The 21,320-nt window shown below is 70.4% G+C and carries 19 protein-coding genes and 1 pseudogene; 11 read left to right on the top strand and 9 right to left on the bottom strand.

The genetic code is table 11. The annotated features are described in order from the left end of the window. Positions 1-30 precede the first annotated feature (30 nt). The 10 genes and pseudogenes from ACIBVL_RS29085 to ACIBVL_RS29040 form a co-directional block, all read left to right on the top strand. Positions 31-798 (top strand): SDR family NAD(P)-dependent oxidoreductase, encoded by a 768-nt coding sequence (locus ACIBVL_RS29085; protein ID WP_399101492.1) that lies wholly within the window; start codon positions 31-33, stop codon positions 796-798. A gap of 36 nt (positions 799-834) precedes the next feature. Then, positions 835-1,248: a cupin domain-containing protein gene (locus ACIBVL_RS29080; protein WP_399101490.1), complete on the top strand. Its 414-nt coding sequence runs from the start codon at positions 835-837 to the stop codon at positions 1,246-1,248. 297 nt (positions 1,249-1,545) lie between these two features. Then, positions 1,546-2,196: a (2Fe-2S)-binding protein gene (locus ACIBVL_RS29075; protein WP_399101488.1), complete on the top strand. Its 651-nt coding sequence runs from the start codon at positions 1,546-1,548 to the stop codon at positions 2,194-2,196. Positions 2,197-2,208: 12 nt separating this feature from the next. Continuing rightward, complete coding sequence (locus tag ACIBVL_RS29070; RefSeq protein ID WP_399101485.1) at positions 2,209-3,189, top strand: FAD binding domain-containing protein; 981 nt, start codon at positions 2,209-2,211, stop codon at positions 3,187-3,189. Then, on the top strand, positions 3,186-5,381 hold the full coding sequence (locus ACIBVL_RS29065) for a xanthine dehydrogenase family protein molybdopterin-binding subunit (protein ID WP_399101483.1): 2,196 nt from the start codon (positions 3,186-3,188) through the stop codon (positions 5,379-5,381). Before ACIBVL_RS29070 ends, ACIBVL_RS29065 begins: the two co-directional genes overlap by 4 nt. Before the next feature lie 165 nt (positions 5,382-5,546). Further along, positions 5,547-6,677 carry an XdhC family protein gene (locus ACIBVL_RS29060; protein ID WP_399101481.1) on the top strand — a complete coding sequence of 377 codons (1,131 nt, stop codon included), beginning with the start codon at positions 5,547-5,549 and terminating at the stop codon, positions 6,675-6,677. Between the two features lie 573 nt (positions 6,678-7,250). Then, entirely contained in the window at positions 7,251-7,580 is a 330-nt protein-coding gene (locus ACIBVL_RS29055; RefSeq protein ID WP_399101479.1) for a hypothetical protein, read from the top strand. After that, positions 7,580-7,792 carry an integrase core domain-containing protein gene (locus ACIBVL_RS29050; RefSeq protein ID WP_399101477.1) on the top strand — a complete coding sequence of 71 codons (213 nt, stop codon included), beginning with the start codon at positions 7,580-7,582 and terminating at the stop codon, positions 7,790-7,792. Before ACIBVL_RS29055 ends, ACIBVL_RS29050 begins: the two co-directional genes overlap by 1 nt. Before the next feature lie 201 nt (positions 7,793-7,993). Then, complete coding sequence (locus ACIBVL_RS29045; protein ID WP_399101475.1) at positions 7,994-10,942, top strand: glycoside hydrolase family 18 protein; 2,949 nt, start codon at positions 7,994-7,996, stop codon at positions 10,940-10,942. Between the two features lie 79 nt (positions 10,943-11,021). Beyond that, a pseudogene (locus ACIBVL_RS29040) lies at positions 11,022-11,129 on the top strand (IS630 family transposase); the annotation flags it as partial. A gap of 31 nt (positions 11,130-11,160) precedes the next feature. On the opposite strand, the gene ACIBVL_RS29035 reads toward ACIBVL_RS29040, so the two are convergent. Together ACIBVL_RS29035 and ACIBVL_RS29030 are read right to left on the bottom strand one after the other, a co-directional pair. Further along, positions 11,161-11,805: a dihydrofolate reductase family protein gene (locus ACIBVL_RS29035; protein WP_399101473.1), complete on the bottom strand. Its 645-nt coding sequence runs from the start codon at positions 11,803-11,805 to the stop codon at positions 11,161-11,163. A 26-nt stretch (positions 11,806-11,831) separates the two neighbouring features. Next, positions 11,832-12,365 carry a hypothetical protein gene (locus ACIBVL_RS29030; RefSeq protein WP_399101828.1) on the bottom strand — a complete coding sequence of 178 codons (534 nt, stop codon included), beginning with the start codon at positions 12,363-12,365 and terminating at the stop codon, positions 11,832-11,834. A 557-nt stretch (positions 12,366-12,922) separates the two neighbouring features. Here ACIBVL_RS29030 and ACIBVL_RS29025 point away from each other — a divergent pair. Continuing rightward, a complete protein-coding gene (locus tag ACIBVL_RS29025) occupies positions 12,923-13,615 on the top strand; it encodes a phosphatase PAP2 family protein (protein ID WP_399101471.1) in 693 nt (230 codons plus the stop codon). Positions 13,616-13,632: 17 nt separating this feature from the next. Here the strand turns inward: ACIBVL_RS29025 and ACIBVL_RS29020 are convergent, their stop codons facing one another. The 7 genes from ACIBVL_RS29020 to ACIBVL_RS28990 are packed head-to-tail and all read right to left on the bottom strand — an operon-like array spanning position 13,633 to position 21,317. Then, entirely contained in the window at positions 13,633-14,967 is a 1,335-nt protein-coding gene (locus ACIBVL_RS29020; RefSeq protein ID WP_399101469.1) for a glutamate-1-semialdehyde 2,1-aminomutase, read from the bottom strand. Between the two features lie 6 nt (positions 14,968-14,973). Continuing rightward, a complete protein-coding gene (gene rfbC, locus ACIBVL_RS29015) occupies positions 14,974-15,525 on the bottom strand; it encodes a dTDP-4-dehydrorhamnose 3,5-epimerase (protein ID WP_399101467.1) in 552 nt (183 codons plus the stop codon). Beyond that, a complete protein-coding gene (locus tag ACIBVL_RS29010; RefSeq protein WP_399101465.1) occupies positions 15,522-16,760 on the bottom strand; it encodes a polysaccharide pyruvyl transferase family protein in 1,239 nt (412 codons plus the stop codon). The genes rfbC and ACIBVL_RS29010 overlap by 4 nt, the downstream gene beginning before the upstream one ends. Next, complete coding sequence (locus tag ACIBVL_RS29005) at positions 16,757-17,704, bottom strand: glycosyltransferase family 2 protein (protein ID WP_399101464.1); 948 nt, start codon at positions 17,702-17,704, stop codon at positions 16,757-16,759. The genes ACIBVL_RS29010 and ACIBVL_RS29005 overlap by 4 nt, the downstream gene beginning before the upstream one ends. Before the next feature lie 12 nt (positions 17,705-17,716). Continuing rightward, a complete protein-coding gene (locus ACIBVL_RS29000; RefSeq protein ID WP_399101463.1) occupies positions 17,717-19,006 on the bottom strand; it encodes a hypothetical protein in 1,290 nt (429 codons plus the stop codon). Positions 19,007-19,011: 5 nt separating this feature from the next. Next, the gene (locus ACIBVL_RS28995) at positions 19,012-20,295 is read right to left on the bottom strand and encodes a DUF4910 domain-containing protein (protein WP_399101462.1); all 1,284 of its coding nucleotides are present in this window, start codon (positions 20,293-20,295) and stop codon (positions 19,012-19,014) included. Beyond that, complete coding sequence (locus ACIBVL_RS28990) at positions 20,283-21,317, bottom strand: NAD-dependent epimerase/dehydratase family protein (RefSeq protein ID WP_399101460.1); 1,035 nt, start codon at positions 21,315-21,317, stop codon at positions 20,283-20,285. Before ACIBVL_RS28990 ends, ACIBVL_RS28995 begins: the two co-directional genes overlap by 13 nt. Positions 21,318-21,320: the final 3 nt, after the last annotated feature.

Raw genomic sequence — 21,320 nt, 5'->3', positions numbered from 1 at the left:
ACATCTCTCCACCTGAAGGGACAGCGCCCCGTGAATCCCACCTACGACTTCAACGGCCACGTCGCCCTCGTCACCGGGGCCGGCGCCGGTATGGGGCTGGCGACCGCCCGCGCGTTCGCCCGGTCCGGAGCCGCCGTCACCCTCACCGACATCGACGAAGCGGCCCTGAACGCTGCCGCGAAGCAACTCACCGACGCAGGCCACCAAGCCCTCGCCCTCACCTGCGACGTCAGTGACGAGGACCAGGTCGCCGCAGCCGTCGACCGCACGGTCGAGACCTTCGGCCGCCTGGATATGGCTTACAACAACGCCGGCATCCAGATCCCGCCCAGCGACGCCGCAGACGAGCCCGCCGAACAGTTCGACCGCGTCAACGCCATCAACCTGCGCGGCGTGTGGGCCTGCATGAAGCACGAGCTGCGGCACATGCGTGCACAGGGCAGCGGCACGATCGTCAACTGCTCCTCCCTGGGCGGCCTGGTCGGCCTGCCCCTCCGCGCCTCCTACCACGCCTCCAAACACGGAGTCATCGGCCTGACGAGCAGCGCGGCACTCGAATACGCCTCCCGAGGCATCCGCATCAACGCCGTCTGCCCGGGCACCATCGACACCCCCATGGTCAGCGACATGATCGCCAAGGGGGAACTCGACCGCGCCGAGGCCGAGGCCAACCAGCCCATCAACCGGCTCGGCACCGCCGAGGAGATCGCCCAGGCGGTCCTGTGGCTGTGCAGCCCCGGAGCGAGTTTCGTCGTCGGCGTCGCCCTCCCCGTCGACGGCGGCTACGTCGCCCGCTGAGGACGGCCCACGCATGAAGGAGAGCTGAGAGACACCATGGAATTCATCAAGCAGAAGTCCAGCAGCAAGGCCCCGGCGGACTGGTTCACCGGCGACGTGTGGTGGGACGTCATCGTGGCAGGCCAGGAGCCGTCCCGGATGCGCGCCAACCTGGTCCGCTTCTCGCCGGGTGCCCGCACCAACTGGCACTCACACGCCTTGGGCCAGACCCTGCACGTCGTTTCCGGCATCGCCCTGATCGGCACCCGGGACGGCACCGTCTTCGAGGCCCACCCTGGCGAGACCGTCGCCTGCCCGCCGGATGAGGAACACTGGCACGGCGCTGCCCCCGACCGCTTCATGGAGCACATCGCCCTGTGGGAGGGCACAGGCGACGGCACTCCCGAGACCACGTGGGCCGAGCCGGTCACCGACCAGCACTACAACGGCCGCCGCACCCGCGACCAGTAGCCCGGCCCATCCAGCACGCATCCGGGGCTCCCTGATGTCACGGCGTCCCGGGGAGGGCCGCCTGCCTTGCCCCGTGCGCACGTGCCCCCGATGACGCCGGTCAGTCGCTCCTGATGGAGCTTCAAGGGGGGAGGAAAGTCTCCCTGTCACGAGCGTTGCCGGTGGTGCGAGACTCCCCAGGCGACCAGTAGCCGCTGCCAGAGCGCGCGGTTGCCGGCTTTCCCGCGGTGACGACGATCCATTGTCCCGTCCCGCTGATGTGTACGGCCGATCCGTCCGCGATACGAAGGCGTACGTATGTCCACTCAACTCCCCGAACCTTCCGCCCCACCACCCACCGGGGCCGCCGAGTCCTCCCTGGCACCGACTCGGCGCACGTTCATCGCCACCAGCACAGCGGTCGGTGGTGCCGTCGTCGCGGGGGGCGTGATCGCAGGCACGTTCCTCGCCGACCCGGAGGAAGCGACGGCCGCCGAGAGGCCGCCGTCCAGCCGTGTCTCCCTGACGGTCAACGGCGCCCGCCACACCGTGACGGTCGACAACCGCACCTCACTGCTGGATTTGCTCCGCGAGCACCTCGGACTCACGGGCTCCAAGAAGGGCTGCAACGCCGGGGCCTGCGGGGCGTGCACGGTCCTGGTCGACGGGCAGCGGCACAACGCCTGCCTGACGCTCGCGGTGCGTCTGGAGGGAGCCGAGGTCACCACGATCGAGGGCCTGGCCGATGGTGATCAACTGCATCCGCTGCAGCAGGCGTTCATCGAACAGGACGCCTTCCAGTGCGGCTATTGCACCCCCGGACAGATTCTCTCCGGCGTCGGCTGCATCCAGGAGGGCCACACCGGCTCGCCGGAGGAGATCCGGGAGTGGATGAGCGGAAACATCTGCCGCTGCGGCTGCTACGTCAAGATCGTGCGCGCGGTGGAGCAGACCGCGGGCCGGAAGTGAGGATCGGCCGCCATGCATCCCTTCTCCTACACCCGCGTCTCCGACACCCGCGAAGCCCTCGACGCCGGTCGCCGCGGCGGGCGTTACATCGCCGGGGGCACCACCCTGGTCGACCTCATGCGTGAGACCGTCGAACGCCCCGAGAACCTTGTCGACATCACCGGACTGCCGCTGGGCGAGATCACCGTCACCGAGCGCGGGGGCTTGCGCATCGGCGCCCTGGTGACCATGTCCGAGGCCGCCGCCCATCCCCAGGTGCGCACCCTGTATCCCGTCGTCTCCGAGGCGCTGGAGCTGAGCGCGTCGGCCCAGCTGCGGAACATGGCGACCATCGGCGGCAACATCATGCAGCGCACCCGCTGCACGTACTTCCGGGACGTCACCGCCGACTGCAACAAGCGCGAGCCCGGCTCCGGTTGCGCCGCGCTGCACGGCGTCAACCGCACGCACGCCATCCTCGGGACCTCCGACGCCTGTGTGGCCACGCACCCGTCCGATGCCGCCGTGGCCTTCGCGGCACTGGAGGCCCGGGTCCACCTGCTGGGCCCGGACGGAGCACGCCAAGTCCCCTTCGCCGACTTCCTGTTGCGGCCCGACAGCACCCCACAACGGGAACAGGCCCTGCGTAGAGGTGAGTTGATAACGGCAGTCGAGATCCCCGCTCTCCCGCGCCCGCTCAGGTCCGGCTACCTGAAGGTGCGTGACCGGCAGTCGTACGAGTTCGCCCTGACGTCGGCGGCCGTCGCGCTGCACGTACGCGGCGGGGTGATCCGCGGGGCCAGGGTCGCCGCCGGGGGAGTGGGTACGGTGCCCTGGAAGCTGCCCGCCGTCGAGCAGCACCTTCTCGGCGAACGCCCCTCGGGGGCTCTCTGGTCGGCCGCTGCCGCGAAGGCGGCGGACGGGGCCCGTCCCCTTCAGCACAACCGCTTCAAGGTCGAGCTGCTCAAGCGCACTGTCGAACGCCAGCTGCGCGTCGTAGGAGGTACCAAGTGAGCCCCCAGCCGCAGGCAGTCGTGGGTGCGCCACTGTCCCGGGTGGACGGCCGGCTCAAGGTCACGGGTACGGCGTTGTACGCCGCCGAGCACGAGGTCGACGGGTCCGTGCACGCCGTCATCGTCGACGCGGCCATCGGCCGCGGCAGCGTCACGTCGATCGACACCGGCGCTGCAGAAGCCCTTCCGGGCGTACTGAAAGTGCTCCACCACCGCAACGCGCCGAAGCTGCCGTACCGCGACAACTCCGGGTCGAACAATCCGCCCGGCCGGCGACTTCGCGTCTTCCAGGACGACCGCGTCCGCTTCCACGGCCAGCCCGTCGCCGTCGTGGTCGCCACCACGCTGGAGGCCGCACAGCACGGCGCGAGCCTGGTCAAGGTCGGCTACGACGCCGAGCAGCCCTCGACCGACCTCACCGAGGCCGAGCCGGACGAGCCGACCCGCTACGGGCGCGGCGACGCCGAAGCGGCCCTGCGCTCAGCGGCAATACGACTGGACCTGACGTACCGCACGGCGCGCAACCACCACAACCCGATGGAGCCGCACGCCACCATCGCCCGCTGGAACGGCGACAAGCTCACCGTGTGGGACAAGACCCAGTGGGTGGTGGGCACGCAGACCGAACTCGCGGCGGTGTTCGGCCTGGAGACGGACGCGGTGCGCGTCATCTCGCCGTTCGTCGGCGGCGGTTTCGGCACGGCGTTGCGCTGTTGGCCGCACGTGGTCGTCGCAGCGCTGGCCGCCCGCGAGACGAAGCGTCCGGTCAAGCTCGTGCTGAGCCGCAAGCAGATGTACCTGGGTACGGGTTTCCGGCCCTCGTACGAGTACCGCCTGCGGCTGGGCAGCAACCGGCGCGGCCGGCTGTCCGCCGCGGTGCACGAGCTGGACGCCGAGACGTCGTCGTACGAGACGTTCACGGAGTCCATCCTGGCGGCCGGACAGATGCTCTACAGCATGCCCAACGTGACCCAGAAGTACCGGACGGTGCCGCTGGATCTGCCCACGCCGCTGTACATGCGAGGCCCGGGCTTCCAGACGGCCTCCTTCGTCATCGAGTCGGCCATGGACGAACTCGCCCACAAACTCGGCGTCGACCCGATCGAGCTGCGCCGACGCAACGAGCCGAACGAGGACGAGTCGTCCGGGCTGCCGTTCTCCACCCGTCGGCTGCGCGAGTGCTATGCGGTCGGCGCGCGCGAGTTCGGCTGGGATCGCCGCAGCCCCAGGCCCCGCTCGACACGTGAGGGAGACTGGCTGATCGGCAGGGGCATGGCCGCCGGCGTCTACGACACCGCCCGCATGCCCGCCCAGGCTCGCGCCCGCCTCGACGCCGACGGCACCGCACTGGTCGAAGCCGCCGCCACCGACATGGGCCCGGGCACGTACACCTCCCAGACCCAGGTCGCGGCCGACGCCCTCGGACTGACCGTGCGCACGGTCACCTTCCGGCTGGGGGACTCCCTCTACCCGCCGACCCCACCACACGGCGGCTCGATGACCATGGCCAGCGTCGGCTCCGCCACCCTCGACGCCTGCAACAAGGTCCGCCGTCAGGCGATCGAACTGGCCGTCGCAGACCGCGAGTCGCCGCTGTACGGGGTGGCCGCCGGCGATGTCGTGGTGCGGGGCGGCCGGCTGCACGTGAAGAACGACCCCACGCGCGGGGAGACGTACCGGCGGCTGCTCGCCCGCAACGACCGCACCCACCTGGAAGCGGACGGCTCCTTCGCCCCGCCGTCCGGCCCGGAGCGGCACTCCTTCTACGGCTACAACGCGACCTTCGCCGAAGTGGCCGTCGACGCGACGCTCGGCCTGGTGCGGGTGCGGCGCGTACTCGGCGTGTACGACGCGGGCCGCATCATCAGCCCCAAGCTTGCCGACAGCCAGGCCCTCGGCGGCATGGTCGGCGGCATCGGCACGGCCCTGCTGGAGCACACGGTCACTGACCACCGCGACGGACGGATCGTCAACGCCAACCTCGCCGACTACCTCGTGCCCGTCAACGCCGACATCCCCGACCTCAAGGCGATCTACCTGGACGGCGAGGACCGCGAGGCAGACCCGCTCGGAGTCAAGGGTCTCGGCGAGCTCGTGATGATCGGGGTGGCGCCCGCCGTCGCCAATGCGGTCTTCAACGCCACCGGCCGCCGCGTCCGCGAACTGCCCATCACCGCAGAGGCGTTGCTCTGATCCATGCCCTCGGGCCGACGGAGCGCACATCGCTCGTCCGGCAGCCTGCCCCGTCCGGCTGCCGGACTTCCCAGGGCCGCCGCCGCGTGACGTTTCCCCGGCGTCGTGGCGGCGGCCCGTTCACCTTCCGATCCTGGTCCTGCCATGGAGACATGGAGAACTGCCATGCTGAACATCGCGGACACTCTGCACCGCTGGTGCCGCGAGGCACGCCCCTTCGCCCTGGCCACCGTCGTCGGCGTGCACGGCAGTGCCCCTCTGCCGGTCGGTACGTCGGTAGCCGTGGACGAGGACGGCAACGCCGTCGGCAGCATCTCCGGCGGCTGCGTCGAAGGAGCGGTCTACGAGCTGTGCCGGCAGGTGCTCCATGACCGGGGCACGCCGCAGCGGGCCTGGTTCGGCTACTCCGACGACGACGCCTTCGCAGTCGGTCTGACCTGCGGCGGCGAACTCGACGTCCTCGTCCAGCGCATCGATCCCGCAGCCCAGCCGCACCTGTCCACGGCCCTCTCCGAGATCGCTCAAGGGCGATCGGTCGCCGTGGCACAGGTCGTGGACGGCCCGGATCGTCTCCTCGGCTCCACGCTGAGCGTGCTCGGCGGCGGCCATGCCTCCTACGGGCGCGTGGACGGCGGCCCGACGGACCGGGCCGTGGCCGACCGGGCCAGGGCCCTGATGCGGGCGGGCCGCACCGTCCGCATCGACACCGGCGGGCAGGCAGACGAATGCCCCGAACGGCTGTCCGTCCTCGTTCATGTCCATGCGTCCCCGCCGCGCCTGCTGGTCTTCGGTGCCGTCGACTTCGCCGCGGCCCTCAGCCAGGCCGGCCGCTTCCTGGGCTACCACGTCACCGTCTGCGACGCCCGCCCAGTCTTCGCCACTCCCGCCCGCTTCCCGCGCGCGGACGAAGTGGTCGTCGACTGGCCCCACCGCTACCTGGAACGCACCGAGGTGGACGAGCGCACCGCCGTATGCGTCCTCACTCATGACGCCAAGTTCGACATCCCGCTGCTTCGCCTGGCACTCGACTTGCCCGTCGCCTACGTCGGGGCCATGGGTTCCCGGCGCACCCACGACGAGCGCATGCGCCGCCTGCGCGAGCAGGGCGTCACGGAGGGCCAGTTGGCCCGGCTCCGTTCCCCCATCGGCCTCGATCTTGGAGCCTCCACACCCGAGGAGACGGCCGTCTCCATCACCGCGGAGATCATCGCCCAGGCCAACCACGGCACGGGCAGACCTCTGACCCAGATCACCGGCCCGATCCACCGGCCGTCGGAGTTGGCGGGTTACCAGTAGGCCGGCCTCACGAACCGACAAGGGCTCATCCTCCCTCTGTAGGCAGCCTGTACGTCATGACGCTCGTTTGACGCTCTGGGCTCCCGCAGGCGGGACAGCGATCCGAGAAATGGCCTCTGACCTGGCCTTTTTCAAGACTTGCTCAAGCCGACATCTTTCCGATGACTCACCATGTGGAGTGTGCTGCGATCCTTGAACCGGCCGCGAAGGGTTCCTGACCTGCGGTTTTGTACGTGCGCATAGTGTGTGGTGTGGGCGTTGCGGGCGACATCTTGACGCTGAAATGACGCGCATGAACGCTTATTCGACGCTCGTTCTGATGGGTGTCGGGCGTGTCGGGGTGCCGGTCCAGGCGGCGGCCTGTAGCGGCGGGGAACATGGGTGGCTCTTGTGCGGAAAGGGGCCCCTGGTTGAGAGGGCACGTGCTGAATCCCGGGTCAGCCAGATCGACGCGGCGTGCAGCACGCCGGTTCGGGCGAGCGTCAGGGGCCCGGCGTTCGCGGGGCTGCGCAGGGTTCGTGAGGCGGACCGACCTCGCCACGTCGGAGACCTGGATGACGCCTTCCTGAGGGCATGACTCAGGTCGAGCCCTTGTCGGCACCGCAAAGCACGCCGCGGATCACGGCGGTGACGCGACGAGACATCTTTGACCACCTGCGCGGCGAGGGCGGTCCCTGGTGGGGACGGCTCGACGAGATCGACTTCCTGGAGAGCCTGTACGACTTGGAGGAGCTGGCCTCCACGGACTCCTGGTTCACGACGGCGCGTCGCGACATAGTCCAGCACCGGGTCAACAGTCCACTGGACGGGCCGGACGACTGGGCCTTCGAAGACTCGTGCTTCCCACTGCTCGATGGCCCCGATCAGGTCTTCTCGCTTTCCTGGCGCGGCCAGTTCATCTGATGGAGTCGACGATCGGCTGTGCAAAAACCGAGTTGATCAAACCCCAGCGGCCCTGGAAGACCCTTGCCCACGTCGAGTTGGGTACCGCCGAGCGGGTCGACTGGTATAACCGCCGCAGGATCCACGGTGAGTTAGGCCACGTTCCGCCCGTCGAGTACGAAGCCAACCACTACATGGAATCCACGAAACCCCAGGTTACAACCACCATCTGAGATCTCTGCCGAACCCGGAGCGGTTCAGGATCACCTACATCTCCACCGTGCCGCAACACGATCTTTTCGCAGGGACCCCTGAGGCTAGGATTGACAATGTACTTACTGCATCGAGGGGCAGAGAACGCGTCTGCCATCCCCCACAAGCACAGGTCTGTCCGGTTCGGTCGAATTCTGACCCTCATAGCCGGCATCACGGCCGTGGCCCTGCTGTTCGGCGGCATCAACCCGCCTACGGCGCAGGCCCAGTCGTCGACCACTGACCAAGTGATCAGCCTCGACTTCGAAGACGCGGACCTGGCCGACGATTTCCGCCAGGAACTCACCGCGATCGACGACTCGGGAATGAGCCTCGGCGAAGCCGTGCGGGAAAAGACCGAGGGCCGTCTGCACGATGTCCTGCCCGATCTGAAGTTCCAGGACTTCGAGCACGAGTGGACGGTCGAGGGCACGGTCGCGACCATTACCGTCAAGGCGCCCGAAGTCGAGGTGGACGCGTCGTGGTGGCAGGGCGCGCTGATCGTCTCGGCCTCCGCCCTGTTCGGGCTCTGGATGGGATCCGTCTGCAAGCGGGCCGGCGGGCCGATCCCTGCGTGTATCGGTTTCGGTGGGTTCATGGGCGAGTTCATGAACGGTTTCCTCACCCAGTGGGCCGACCACAAGCTGAGCGACAAGGACGAGTGGTCCAACACCATGTCGAAGTCCATCTCCATCGGCTTGACGATGTTCCTGGTCAGCTGGGCCGGGACGGACGGGGCACTCGCCATGTTCCAAACGTTCAGGCGCAAGGCCATTGTGTTCGCTCGAACCGCCGAGCACTTCTTCGGTGGTACGGGAGCCGCCGATACCGTCGAGAGCGTCCTCAACAAAGTCGAGGGGTACCTTCCGGAATGGCTGCGCTCCGGCACCACGGCCACCGGTGTCTGCCGTGAACCGGCCGGCGACGGCGCGGCGAACGAGTGGACCTCGCTGGGCCAGATCGTGGACAACGCGGACAGCTCGCAGACCAGATTCACGGATCTCGACGGCGACGGCGACGGCGACCGCACCATGAGCGGCTCCGACGGCCGCCTCTACACCTGGCTGAACGGCGGATGCGGGTCGAAGGGCGAGCGGATCTGGCTCCCGATGGGCGACACCGCCCCGGCCACCGCAACCGCGACCCCCAAGGACGCCTACTTCGGCGACCTCGACCGCGACGGCAAGGACGAGCTGATCAACTTCCTGTCCGCTACCGAGTCCGGCACCGGCTTCGCCGCCATGCGCGTCTGGCGCAACGAGTCCACCGGCACCGACATCAAGTGGGCCGCCCCCGTCATCGTCGCCAACGACCTCGGCGTCGGCACACCGCAGTTCGCCGACCTCGACGGCGACAAGGACGACGACCTCCTCCTCGTGGACCGGAACAACTTCGTCACCGCCTGGGAGAACACCGCGACCGGCATTCCGAGCCCCGGCGACTGGGACGAGATCGAGGGCTTCACACACCCGGCCGAAGGCCCGGTCGGACAGCTCTACTTCACCGACATCACCGGCGACGGCCTCGCCGACACGGTCGTCGTCCAGTACATGACCGGCGACGTGCTCGCGTGGAAGAACACCGGCGACGGCTCCTGGACCTCCACGTCCGCGCTGTCGACGCAACTCGTCCGGACAGCCGCGGCGGCCGACACCTCCCGCTGGGAGTCGCTCGGCACCGTCCGCTCCGGCGACCCCTTCGCCGGCTCCGTCGGAGCCTTCGCCGACCTCGACGTCGACAAGGTCTCCGACTTCCTGCTGTTCAACAGCACCAGCAACGGCGTCGACGCCTGGCGGCTGCCGCAGCCCGGCGACAACGCCGTCGAAGACCTCAAGTGGGACGAGTCCGGCGCCGAAGCCGGCGTACCCGGCGAGCGGGTGGCGTACTTCAACTCCTGGTCGATCTACGCCAACAACTACACCCTGAAGACGCTGGACCAGAACGGCACCGCCGCCAAACTCACCAAGCTCAACTACGCCTTCCAGAACATCGACCCGGTCAACCTGACCTGCATGGCGGCCAACAAGGCCGGTTCGAGCGACGAGAGCAACCCGGACGCCAACGACGGCGCGAGTGACGCCTGGGCCGACTACCAGAAGAGCTTCACCGCCGAGGAGAGCGTCGACGGCGTCGCCGACTCGTGGGGCAACTCGCTGAAGGGCAACTTCAACCAGATCAAGAAGCTCAAGGCGAAGCACCCGAACCTCAAGGTCCTGGTCTCGATCGGCGGTTGGACGTACTCGAAGTACTTCTCCGACGCCGCCGCGACCGACGCCTCGCGCAAGAAGTTCGTCAAGTCCTGTGTCGACATGTTCATCAAGGGCAACCTGCCCAAGCTCGGTGACGACCCCGCCGGTGGCGACGGCGCCGCCGCGGGCGTGTTCGACGGCATCGACATCGACTGGGAGTTCCCGGGCAGCCCCGACGGCCACACCGGCAACCACTACGGTGCGCAGGACACGGCCAACTTCACCGCTCTGCTCGCCGAGTTCCGCTCCCAGCTCGGCTCCGGCAAGCTGCTCACCGCCGCGCTGCCGGCCGGCCCGAAGAAGATCAGCACGGTCGAGGTGGGCAAGATAGCCTCGTACCTGGACCTCGGCAACATCATGACCTACGACATGCACGGCGCCTGGGAGGGCGCGGGGCCGACCAACTTCAACGCCCCGCTGTACCGATCCTCGGCCGACCCGGCCGACGGCACGGGTATGACCGCGGACGACGCCATCACGACGTACCTCGGCAAGGGCTTCCCGGCCGGCAAGATCACCCTGGGTGTGCCCTTCTACGCCCGCGGGTGGACCGGGGTGGCGAACGGCGGCAAGAACGGCCTCTACCAACCGGCGACGGGTGCTCCGCCGGCGTACCCCTTGTCGCAGGCTCCGGGCGTCGCCTTCTACAAGGAACTCAAGTCGGCGAACAAGCTGACCGACGCGACGATCTTCTGGGACAGTCGGACCAAGTCCACCTGGATGTACGACGGCAGCACGTTCTTCGGCGTCGAGACCCCCAAGTCGATGACAGCCAAGAGGCAGTACATCAAGAACAAGGGCCTGGCCGGCGTGATGATCTACTCCCTCGAAGGAGATGACGCACAGACCACCCTGCTCAACGCGTCGACCGGCCTGAACTGACCCGGCGACTCGAAGCGCCGGAACCATGGCCAGGGTTCCGGCGCTTCGTTGTGTCGGTCACGCACCAGGGACGGGCAGGCGCAGCGCCAACGCCCGTCACCCCGAGGTACTCGCAGCCCAACGCGAGGAACGCGCTCGCATCCGCGGCGGAAAGGGCGTCCGACGGGGCGGACGCCCCCTCGCCACCGGGCCTGAACTCGAGTGGGCGAGCGCTCGCGTCACCTTCGCCAGAACAGGTGGTGCGTCACGCCGCTCGGGCTGGGCACGACCTCCAGGTGGAACCGGTCCAGCAGCTCCTCGGGGGACTCCCAGAGCCGTAGTCCCGACCCGAGCTCCACCGGCGAGACCGCCACATGCATGGTGTCGACGAGGTCGGCGTCAAGGAACTGCCGGACAGTGGTGACCCCGCCGCCGAGTCGGACGTCCTTGCCCTGTGCCGCTTCCCGCGCCAGTTCGAGGACCCTCGCCGGGTCGCCGCCGACGAAGTGGAACGTGGTGTCGGAGAGCGTGAGCGACGGACGCTCGTAGTGGGTCATGACGAACACCGGCGTGTGGAACGGGGGCTCCTCTCCCCACCAGCCGCGCCACTCGTGGTCGGGCCAGGGCCCGCGCTGCGGCCCGAACTTGTTGCGGCCCATGATCTCGGCACCGATGTTGCGTGCGAAGTCCCGGGTGAAGTAGTCGTCGAGGCCCCGGCTCCCTCCGGGATCCGTGCGCATGGGCCAGCTCGCCGTGGCTCCGGCCCAGGCGAACAGCCTCTCGGGATGGTCGTAGCCGAACGGCCGCTCGAGACTCTGGTGCTCACCGGCACCGATTCCGTCACTCGAGACGCAGAAGTTCATGACTCTCAGCAGTTGATCCATGTGTTTCCTCGTCAGGTCGGGTCGCGTCATCGTGTGGCGAGGCGCCGCACGTCATGACGTCGAACGGGACGTGGCCGGATCGACAGCGGGCCCGCAACCCCTTTCCAAGGCGTTCCCGGGAAGCGGCCCCGGTGGCGGTGGGGCCGTGGCGGAAGTGGACGGGCGTATGTGTGTCGGCGCACCGTTGCTCGTTGCGGAGCAGTACGCCGGAACCGCACCGAGCGGTGAGAACCTCCCGCCCCTCCAGGCGCAGATGGCGGTCCACCATGTCTGCGCCGGCCCCGGACCGCTCCCTCGGATCCGCCCCCGCGGACGGTGATCAGGTCGCGTCCACCGCCGTCGCTGCCCAGCACGCAGGGGCCCAGGGCGCCGGATTCCTCGCGGTGGCCGGAACGCAGGACGACAGCGCCCGCGCCGTCGCCGAACAGCATGCTCGTGGGGTCGTCCGGGGCGACGCTCAGCGACAGCGCGTCGGTACCGATCACCAGGACGCTGTCGGCCGTGTCCGCGGCGATCAGGCCCTGGGCGACTCCCAGTCCGTAGAGGAATCCGGCGCACACGGCCTGGACGTCCAGCGCGGTCACTCCGGATCCCCCGCTCTCGACGTCGGCGACGGATCGGGAGTCTCGTCGGGGCAGCCGCACTCCCTTCCCGGGAGAACCCTCGGGCGAGACTCCACATAGTGACGTACGTACGCAATTGCCCCACAAGGTACCGTCGTATCACGCCGAACAGCCCGGCAGTCCGAACGACTCGCGGCGCTGAACCGCCCGCCGGAGGAACGGTTCCCCTGCGGGAGGGCGTCGTCCGCGACGCATCTCGAGCGCGGTTTCGGTGACGCCCGGACTTCGCGACGGCGGCTCGCAGCGACCGCATCGTTGGTTAGGGTGACCACTGGCGTTGGATCGCCTGGCCGGGGCGGGCCTGGAAGTCGGCCGAGCCCGGTTCGTGCTTGACGTGTTTGCCGTCCTGCTCGGTGCAGCGGGTGGTTCTCGGGGGCGCGGCATGGCGGTGGCGGCGGGTGACATGGCGTCGGCCCGGACGAGAGGGGGGTGCATCGCATGTGCCGGATGGTCTGCGAGGGTGTGCCCGCAGGCCGATCGGACGCGGTGTGCGTGTGACCGGCCGGCCGGGGCCCGCGGTGCTGCCCCCGTCGCTGCGCGTGTGGCTCGGGCTGATTGCGGCCCCAGCCGCGCTGGTGGTCGTCGTGCTCGGGGTCCTGTACGCCGGCGACAGCGAGCCCGGCAGGGTGGACGCGCGGATCGGGGCGGCGCTGGACGGTGTGGGGACCCCGTGGCGGCACGTCGCTCGGGCCATGGACTTCCTGGGGGAGCCCGTGGGAGCGGCGACGCTGGTCGCGGCCACCGTGATGGGCTGCCTGCTGCTGCGGCGTCCTCGCGCGGCGGTGCTCGTCGTCGGCGGGCTCGGCATGGCCGTGGGGACGGCGACGCTGCTCAAGCACCTGGTGGGACGCACCATCCACGGCGACAACCTGTCCTACCCGAGCGGGCACACCGCCTTCGGCACCGCGCTCGCCCTCATGGTGGCGCTGCTCGGGACCGGCCGGCTCGGCCTCGGCAGGGCGGCCGGCACGTCACTCGTGCTCGCCGCGGCGCTGGTCGCCGGCGCCGCCATGGGCTGGGCGCAGGTCGCCCTCGGCGCGCACTACCCGACCGACGTCCTCGGCGGCTGGTGCACCGCGCTGGCGGTGACGCCGGCGACCGCGTGGCTGGTCGACCGGGCGGCTGACCGGCTGGCCGACCGGACGGACGGCCGGCCGGCCGACGCCGGACGGCAAGAACGTCGCTGACGTCACGTCACGTCGGGTCACGCCAGGCGGCGGAACACGGGCTTCACCGGTCGTCCGCCCAGCCAGGGGGTGGGGTCGGCGGCGTCCAGCGCCTTCCGGTACACCGCACATGCCTCGGCCACCACGTCGACGGTGTGATCGATGTCGGCCTCGGAGAGCGCGCTGCTCACCACGAACGACGGGGCCAGCACTCCGCCCGCGAGGAGTTGGCGCAGGAACAGGGTGCGGTACTCCTGCGAGGGCTGCCGGTCCTCGTCGAGAGTGGCGAAGACCAGGTTGCTGGCCCGGCCCCGGACGACGACGTGGTCGCCGACGCCCCCGCTCGCCGCGGCGTCGCGGACACCGGCGGCCAGCCTCTCGCCCAGGTCGTGCAGCCGCGCGGTGACGCCCTCTTCCGCGTAGGTGGTCTGCACGGCCATCGCTGCCGCCAGGGAGTGCGTCTCCGCACCGTGCGTGGTCGACAGCAGGAACACCCGGTCGCCGGAGTGACGCAGCCCGCCCCGCTCCATCAGATCGCGGCGCCCGGCCAGCGCGGAGACGGCGAATCCGTTGCCCAGCGCCTTGCCGAACGTGGAGAGGTCGGGGACCACGCCGTACAGGCCCTGGGCGCCCGCCTCGGACCAGCGGAAGCCGGTGATCATCTCGTCGAAGATCAGGACGCAGCCGTGCCGGTCGGCCAGCTCGCGGAGGCCCTCGAGGTACCCGGGCGGCGGCTCGGTGTGGGTGGCGGGTTCGAGGATCAGACAGGCGACCTCGTCCTGGTGCCGGGTGAGCAGCTCCTCCGTTGCGGTCAGGTCCCCGTAGGGGAACGCCACGATGAGCTCGGTGGTGGCCGCCGGAATCCCGGCGGACATCGGCGTGGTGCCGATGAACCAGTCGTCGACGGAGAAGAACGGATGGTCGGCGCAGAGGGCCACCCGCGGGCGCCCGGTGGCGGCGCGGGCGAGGCGCACCGCGGCGGTCGTCGCGTCGGAGCCGTTCTTCGCGAACTTCACCATCTCGGCGGTCGGCACCGTGGCCAGGAAGCGTTCCGCGGCGTCGACCTCCACGATGGACGGCCGGACGAAGTTGCTGCCGCGGTCGAGTTCCCGCCGCACCGCCTCGGTCACCCGTGGGTGGGCGTGGCCGAGACTGACCGACCGCAGGCCGGAGCCGTACTCGATGTACCGGTTGCCGTCGACGTCCCACACGTGGGCACCGCGGCCGTGGCTGATGACCGGGGCCAGGTCCTCGGGGTACTGGTCGTCGCCCTTGGCATAGGTGTGGGCGCCTCCGGGGATCATGGCGTGCAGCCGCTCGTTCGCCAGCCGCGACCGGTGCAGGCTGTGCTCTTCGATGTCTTCGGTGGCCACGCGACCTCAGCTTCCTCTTTGCTTCAGGACCTCGGCGAGGCTGGGCGCCTCCCGGTCCCGCTGGGACATCGACGTGACCGGCAGTGGCCAGGGAATGGCGAGCCCCGGGTCGTCGAAGGCGATCGTCACGTCCTCGGACGGATCGTGCTGACGGTCGATACGGTAAGAGGTGTCTGCGATTTCGGTAAGAGCCTGGAAGCCGTGCGCGCATCCCGCCGGGATGTACACGGTCTTCTGCGTCTCGCCGGACAGCTCGAAGAAGGCCCGGCCCAGGTACGTCGGCGAGTCCGGCCGCAGGTCCACGACGACGTCGAAGATCCTCCCGTACGAGCACCGCACCAGCTTGGCCTCGCCGGCGCCGGAGCGCAGGTGCAGGCCGCGCAGCACACCCCGGACCGAGCGGGACAGGCTGTCCTGGACGAAGGCGTCCGGGTCGAGACCCACCGAGCGGACCACGTCGGCGTCGAAGGTGCGGCAGAAGAAGCCGCGCTCGTCGGCGTACGGCGTCGGTTCGAAGAGGAACGCGCCCTCGATCGCGGGGACTTCGGTCGCTTTCACGGCGTCTCCTGCCGGGCGCGGGCCCCGGCCTGGCCGGTCGCCGGGAACAGGGCCGCGGTCAACTCGGTGTACTGGGCTTCTATCTGACGGGCGGCGACCTGGTTCCGCTCCGCGAGCGTCCGCCGCAGGTCCGCAGAGTGCTTCTCCAGCTCCCGGAACTGCTCGAGCAGCCGGTCGGCGTCGACTTCGCGAGCCGGGTGGCAGTACGCGGCGAGTCCCATCTGATCCATGAGCGCGCCGCTCTTCGCCGAGTAGCCGACCGCGAGCGTCGGCGTGCCGGCCTTCAGCGCGCAGACCAGGTTGTGGAAGCGGGTCGCCACCACGGTGTCGGCAGCCGCCACCTCCTTCATCACGTCGTCCAGTGAGGCCGCCTCGGCAGTGGTGACCAGCGGCGAGTCCACCGCGTCGAGGATCGCGGCGACCACCGGCTCGTCGAGCTCGTCGCCGGTGAGCAGCCGGACCGTCCTGCCTTCCTCGACCAGCGCGCGGATGAACCGGGTCGTCCCGTCGAGGTAGCGGCGGTGGATCTCCTCGGCCCGGGCGCGGTCGTCGTTGCTGCCGTGATAGGCCATGACGCCGACGCAGACCGAGCCCGGCGGGTTCGAGGGCGCGCTCGCCCGCGGTGTCGGCAGGGCGAACGCGAGATCCCGGTAGACCCCGTCGCGCGCGGTGTCCACGCCCATCGCCCGCATCGCGTCCCGGGACCCGGCGTCCCGGAACGACCGGTACGTGGCGAGCCTCGCCGACCAGCGCACGAGGGTCCGGGTCGCCCGGTGGCCGATCGTGTCCGCACCGACGCCGACCAGCGCGACCGGGGTGCCCACCAGCCGGCCGGACGCGCAGAGGAGGAACAGCGCGTACGGGAAGCCCCACGGCCGCAGCGGAAGCGTGGCCTCCAGGACGCCCGCGCCCGGCACGATCACCACGTCGTGCCGACGCACCCAGGCGACGGTGCGGACGGCGTCGACGAGTTTGCCCAGCCCCTTCCCCGCGATCGCGCCCGGACGCGACGCGGTCCGGTACTCCCCGCGGTACCAGTTCATCCGCGTCGTGGGAATCCCGTACCGGGTGGCGACGACCTCGGGCCCGCTGCACAACGCGTCCACGACCGCCTCCGGGTGCTCGGTGCGGAGGTAGGTGAGCATGGACTCGAGCTGCCCGTCGTTGCCGAAGTTGCCGGCGCCGAGCAGGCCGAACAGGCCCACCCGCACGGGGGTCTTGTGGGCAGACGTCATGCCTGGCTCCCTTCGCGGCCGGCGACGATGGCGTCGACGGAAACAGTGATCCGGTCCGGGTCGACCGGGGCGCGGTCCTCGACCCGCTCGCCGGCGCCCGGCCGGGCCCTGCTGGTCATCCATGCGGCCAGGTGGCGGTAGCACGCGCGCCGGTCGGCCGCGGACAACGGCGCCCGCCGGATCGCCGAGACGAAGCCCCAGACGTACTCGGCGAGCAGCCGGGGCGTCGGGTGCAGCAGGCCCGCCCGGCGCGGGTCCAGGTTGACGCACCGGGAGCGCTTGGACGGGTTCGCCCGCTCGGCGCGGGTGGGGTGGTCGCGGCGGAAGTACAGCAGCTCCGGCACCTGGTGGAAGGGACCTTGCAGCACTATCTCGGCGACGAACGTCCGGTCCGCGTGGTGGTAACTGTCGAGCGGCTTCACCCGGCGCAGCACGTCGGCCCGCAGCACCCCGTAGAAGTCGTCGCCGCCGGGCTCGAACAGCAGACTGCGGAAGCGCTCCGGCGCATGCGGCGAGTCGGTGGCGAGCCCGTACTCGTACGGGACCTTCACCCGGCCGTCGCCGTCGATGACCGCCTGTCCGGAGTGCGCGAGGACGACGTCCGGCCGCTCGTCCAGCGCCTCGACGCAGCGCCGCAGCAGGTCCCGGGCGTACAGATCGTCGTGCGAGGCCCACTTGAACAGCTCGCCGCGGCACTGGGTGAACACGTAGTTGTGGTTCGGCGTGGCCCCCACGTTCCGGGACAGCCGGATGTAACGGATGCGCGTGTCCTGCGCGGCGTACTTGCGGCAGATGTCCTCGGTCCCGTCGGTCGAGGCATTGTCGGAGATGACCAGCTCGAAGTCCTCGTAGGTCTGGCCGAGCAGGGCGTCGAGCGACTCGGCCAGATACTCCTCGCCGTTGTAGACGGGCAGCCCGATGCTCAACCGGGGATGGGCGGTCATGGCGTCCTCACTTCACTTTTCACGTAGGGGTTTCCGGTCGCGCTCGCGCAGGGCGGACCGCAGTTGCAGCCACCACACGGCCGAGGCGCCGACGTTCGCGGCGGCGGCGCCCCAGGCCGAACCGACCGTGCCGGCCAAGGCCGCCCCGCCGAGCCCGCCGCCGGCGTAGCAGACGGAGGCGAACAGCTGGCAGCGCAGGCTGCGCCGTGCCGCGCCGAGCGCGCGCAGCCCGGCCGCCGCGCCGGTGCCGAGGCCCGCGCCCGCGACGCCGAAGGTGATCGCCGCGATGAGCTGCGAGGCGGAGTGCCAGACTCCGCCGAGCACCAGCTCGCCGAGCCGGTCCGGCACCAGCAGCAGCGCCCCGCCCCAGAGCAGCGCGGCGGCGGCCTGTCCGCCGCCCAGCCGGAGGCAGAACGCGCCGAGGCGGTCCGGGGCCTGCCGCAGCACCCGTGCCGCTTCCGGGACGGTGACCAGGGACAGCCCCATCAGCACGGCGAGGAACGGGCCCATCAGGAGCTCGGCGCCCCGCACCGCACCCACCGCGCCGACCCCGACGATCGCCCCGAGCCCGTACGCCCGCAGCTGGCTCGCGCCGCTGAGGCTGACGTTCTCGACCAGGTACCGGTAGCCGAGATCGCGCTGCTCGCGAAGCCACCCGCGCGCCCCGGTCATTCGGGGCCGGATGCCGGACTGGAGGCAGCCGTACGCGGCGGCCACCGCCGCGGACGCGCCCCAGGCGAGCACGAACGCGGCCACGCTGCCCACACGGGCCGCCACGACCATGGCCGGGACGAGCGCGATGCCCCACACGAGGTCGTTGACGAACGCCTTCCGCCCGGCGCCCGCGGCGAAGAAGGAGAACCGCCAGGCGTCCTGCAGCAGCAGCCCCGGCAGCATGACGCCGAGGCAGGCGAACGCGGGCCCCAGACGGCCGCCGAGACCCAGCCCGGCCGCCAGACACACCGCGCCGAGGGCGGCGCCGACGGCGAGCGCGGTACCCGACGACCGGACCACCGCCCCCCGCCAGGACGCGTCCGGCACGCCGCTGAAGCGCACCACGAGGGGGTCGGTGGCCAGTCCGCGGGAGACGTTGAGCACCACGCCGTAGGTCACCCAGGCGAGGCTGAACACACCGAACGCGGTCACCCCCAGCGAGCGGGCCACGTAGATGCCCACCGCGAAGTTGGACAGGCTGGAGGCCGCCTGGTCGGCCAGTCCCCAGGACAGCCGGCCGACGAGGGCCCGCTTGGCGGATCCGGCCGGTGTCACCGTTGTCCGCGGATTCTCACTCTCGGTGGTCATCGGCGTCACGCCTTGATCAGCCCGGCGCCGTGCAGGGCGGCGGCCGCGGTGGCGACGGTGTCGAACGGCAGCCCGGACCGCTCGGCGACGTCCAGCAGACTGTGCTCGCCGTCGGAGAGGTTGAGCACCCAGAGCATGGCCATCTGGGCCTGCCGGGTGTCGCTGCGGCCGCCGAGCGCCTCGTACAGCCCGCGTCGGCCCAGCTGTGGTTCGCCGTAGGGGCTGAGGTTGACGTACTGCCGGTTGCGGTCCAGGACGGCGAACGCCTCGCGGCAGACCGCGAGGGTGTCCGCCATCGCCTCCGGGGAGACGAAGTCCAGGTTGTCCGCCGAGGTGTGGTACTCGGGGTAGCCGGCGTACGGGGTCCGGGTGAGCGAGCCGACGCCGAGATCGAAGCCGGGCGAGCAGTACTGCCGCTCGTCGTAGCCGTACGGGGTGAACTCGTCGACCTGGTGCGGGCGTTCGGAGGCGGCCAGCACGTGCCGCATCACCCGGTCGATCTCCGCGTCGCCGCGCCTGCTCTGCTTGTACGTCAGGGAGCCCGGGTCGCCGGCGCAGGCCAGCACCAGCCCGTGCTTGACCCGTTCCACCCGCTCCGCGTTGCGGGCCAGCCAGGTGATCGCCCCGATGGTGCCGGGTGCGAAGATGAACCGGTAGGTGTAGTACGGCGTCTGCCGTGCCAGCTCCCGCGCCAGGAACGTCGCCACCGCGACGCCGGCCATGTTGTCGTTGGCCAGGGACGGGTGGCAGACGTGGCAGGAGACGATCACCTCGTCGGCGACCTGCCCGGGGACGATGTGCTCGGCGTAGGTGAGGTGGCCATCGGCGAGTGTGGAGTCGATGCGCACCTCGTACTCGCCGTCCGGCAGCGCGTCCAGGGTCTCCTGGGCCAGGCAGAACCCCCAGTCCGGCTTGTAGTAGCTGGTGCGGTACGGCACCCAGGACGGGTGGTCCGGCAGGGTGTGCAGGTGTCCGCGCAGCTCGGAAAGCGGCATGGTCCGCGACACCGGCACGCTGTAGCCGAGCACGTGCAGGCTGGACGCGGCGAAGTCGACGACCCGGTGGCCGGCGGCGTCGGCGATGTACGCGTCCTTGATGTTCCACTCCTGCGGCACCGTCCAGTCGAGCACCTGCGTCCCGGTCGGCACCTCGTGCACCCGCAGCGGGATGTACTCGCCGACGATCTCCAGGGTGGCGCGCACACCGTCGCCGGTGATGCTCCGGCAGAGCGGGTAGAGCCGCTCCACCAGTGTGTACATCTCATCGCCGTGCGCGGTCACCGGCGCCACCGCAGGGTGTCGTCGACGGTGCCGGCCTCGGACGCGGCACGCAGCACGGCGAGGCGGGTGAAGCGCTGGTCGAAGGCCTCGCGGGTCAGCCCGTGTTCCCGGTAGGTGTCGGCGAGTTCGAGCGCGCCCTGCTTCACCGTCCACTCGCAGTCGAAGCCGGGGACCGCGGCGCGGAACCGGGAGAAGTCCACCCGGTACGAGCGGGGGTCGGCGCCGTTCTCGCCGGTGATCACCACCTTCGCGCCGGACACCGCCTCGGCGACCTGCCCGGCGATCTCGGCGACCGTGACGTTGTTGGTCTCGCTGCCGATGTTGAACGCCCGGTCGTGCACCGCTTCCCGCGGCGCGGTCAGCGCGGCCGTGAAGGCCCGTGCGATGTCGGCGGCGTGCACCAGCGGACGCCAGGGGGTGCCGTCGGAGAGCACGAGGACCTCGCCGGACAAAAGGGCGTGCCCCACCAGGTTGTTCAGCACGATGTCGGCGCGCAGCCGGGGCGAGTAGCCGAAGGCGGTGGCATTGCGCATGAACACCGGGGTGAAGTCGCCGTCTGCCAGTTCGTGCAGGTCGTCCTCCACCCGCACCTTGGACTCCGCGTACGGCGTCACCGGGCGCAGCGGGGCGTCCTCGCCCACCAGGTTCGACAAGTCGGGGTCGCCGGCGGCGCCGTACACCGAGCAGGTCGACGCGTACAAAAAGCGCCGCACTCCGGCGTCGCGGGCCAACCGGGCAAGGCGTACGGACGCGTGGTGGTTGATGTCGTAGGTGAGTTCCGGCGCCAGCGACCCGAGCGGGTCGTTGGAGAGCGCGGCCAGGTGGATCACGGCGTCGACGCCGGCCACGTGTTCGGCCGTGACGTCACGCAGGTCCACCCGGTGCCCCGGCGGGTCCGCGGGCGTCGGGCCAAGGACGCAGTCGGCGAACAGGCCGGCGTCGAGGCCGACGACCTCGTGCCCGGCGGCGGCGAGGACCGGGGCCATGACGGTTCCCAGATACCCCTGGTGTCCGGTCAGCAGTACGCGCATGGT

The organism is Streptomyces sp. NPDC049687, assembly GCF_044465285.1.
Taxonomy (GTDB): domain Bacteria; phylum Actinomycetota; class Actinomycetes; order Streptomycetales; family Streptomycetaceae; genus Streptomyces.
The sequence above is the reverse complement of the archived record's forward strand: the minus strand, read 5'-3'. Positions and strand labels throughout refer to the sequence as shown.

Bases quoted from the DNA above. Each gene is read 5' to 3' on its own strand.
- ACIBVL_RS29080 (WP_399101490.1), top strand. From the start codon at position 835: ATGGAATTCATCAAGCAGAAGTCCAGCAGCAAGGCCCCGGCGGACTGG.
- ACIBVL_RS29075 (WP_399101488.1), top strand. From the start codon at position 1,546: ATGTCCACTCAACTCCCCGAACCTTCCGCCCCACCACCCACCGGGGCC.
- ACIBVL_RS29070 (WP_399101485.1), top strand. From the start codon at position 2,209: ATGCATCCCTTCTCCTACACCCGCGTCTCCGACACCCGCGAAGCCCTC.
- ACIBVL_RS29060 (WP_399101481.1), top strand. From the start codon at position 5,547: ATGCTGAACATCGCGGACACTCTGCACCGCTGGTGCCGCGAGGCACGC.
- ACIBVL_RS29055 (WP_399101479.1), top strand. From the start codon at position 7,251: ATGACTCAGGTCGAGCCCTTGTCGGCACCGCAAAGCACGCCGCGGATC.
- ACIBVL_RS29050 (WP_399101477.1), top strand. From the start codon at position 7,580: ATGGAGTCGACGATCGGCTGTGCAAAAACCGAGTTGATCAAACCCCAG.
- ACIBVL_RS29035 (WP_399101473.1), bottom strand. From the start codon at position 11,805: ATGGATCAACTGCTGAGAGTCATGAACTTCTGCGTCTCGAGTGACGGA.
- ACIBVL_RS29010 (WP_399101465.1), bottom strand. From the start codon at position 16,760: ATGACGTCTGCCCACAAGACCCCCGTGCGGGTGGGCCTGTTCGGCCTG.
- ACIBVL_RS29005 (WP_399101464.1), bottom strand. From the start codon at position 17,704: ATGACCGCCCATCCCCGGTTGAGCATCGGGCTGCCCGTCTACAACGGC.
- ACIBVL_RS29000 (WP_399101463.1), bottom strand. From the start codon at position 19,006: ATGACCACCGAGAGTGAGAATCCGCGGACAACGGTGACACCGGCCGGA.
- ACIBVL_RS28990 (WP_399101460.1), bottom strand. From the start codon at position 21,317: ATGCGCGTACTGCTGACCGGACACCAGGGGTATCTGGGAACCGTCATG.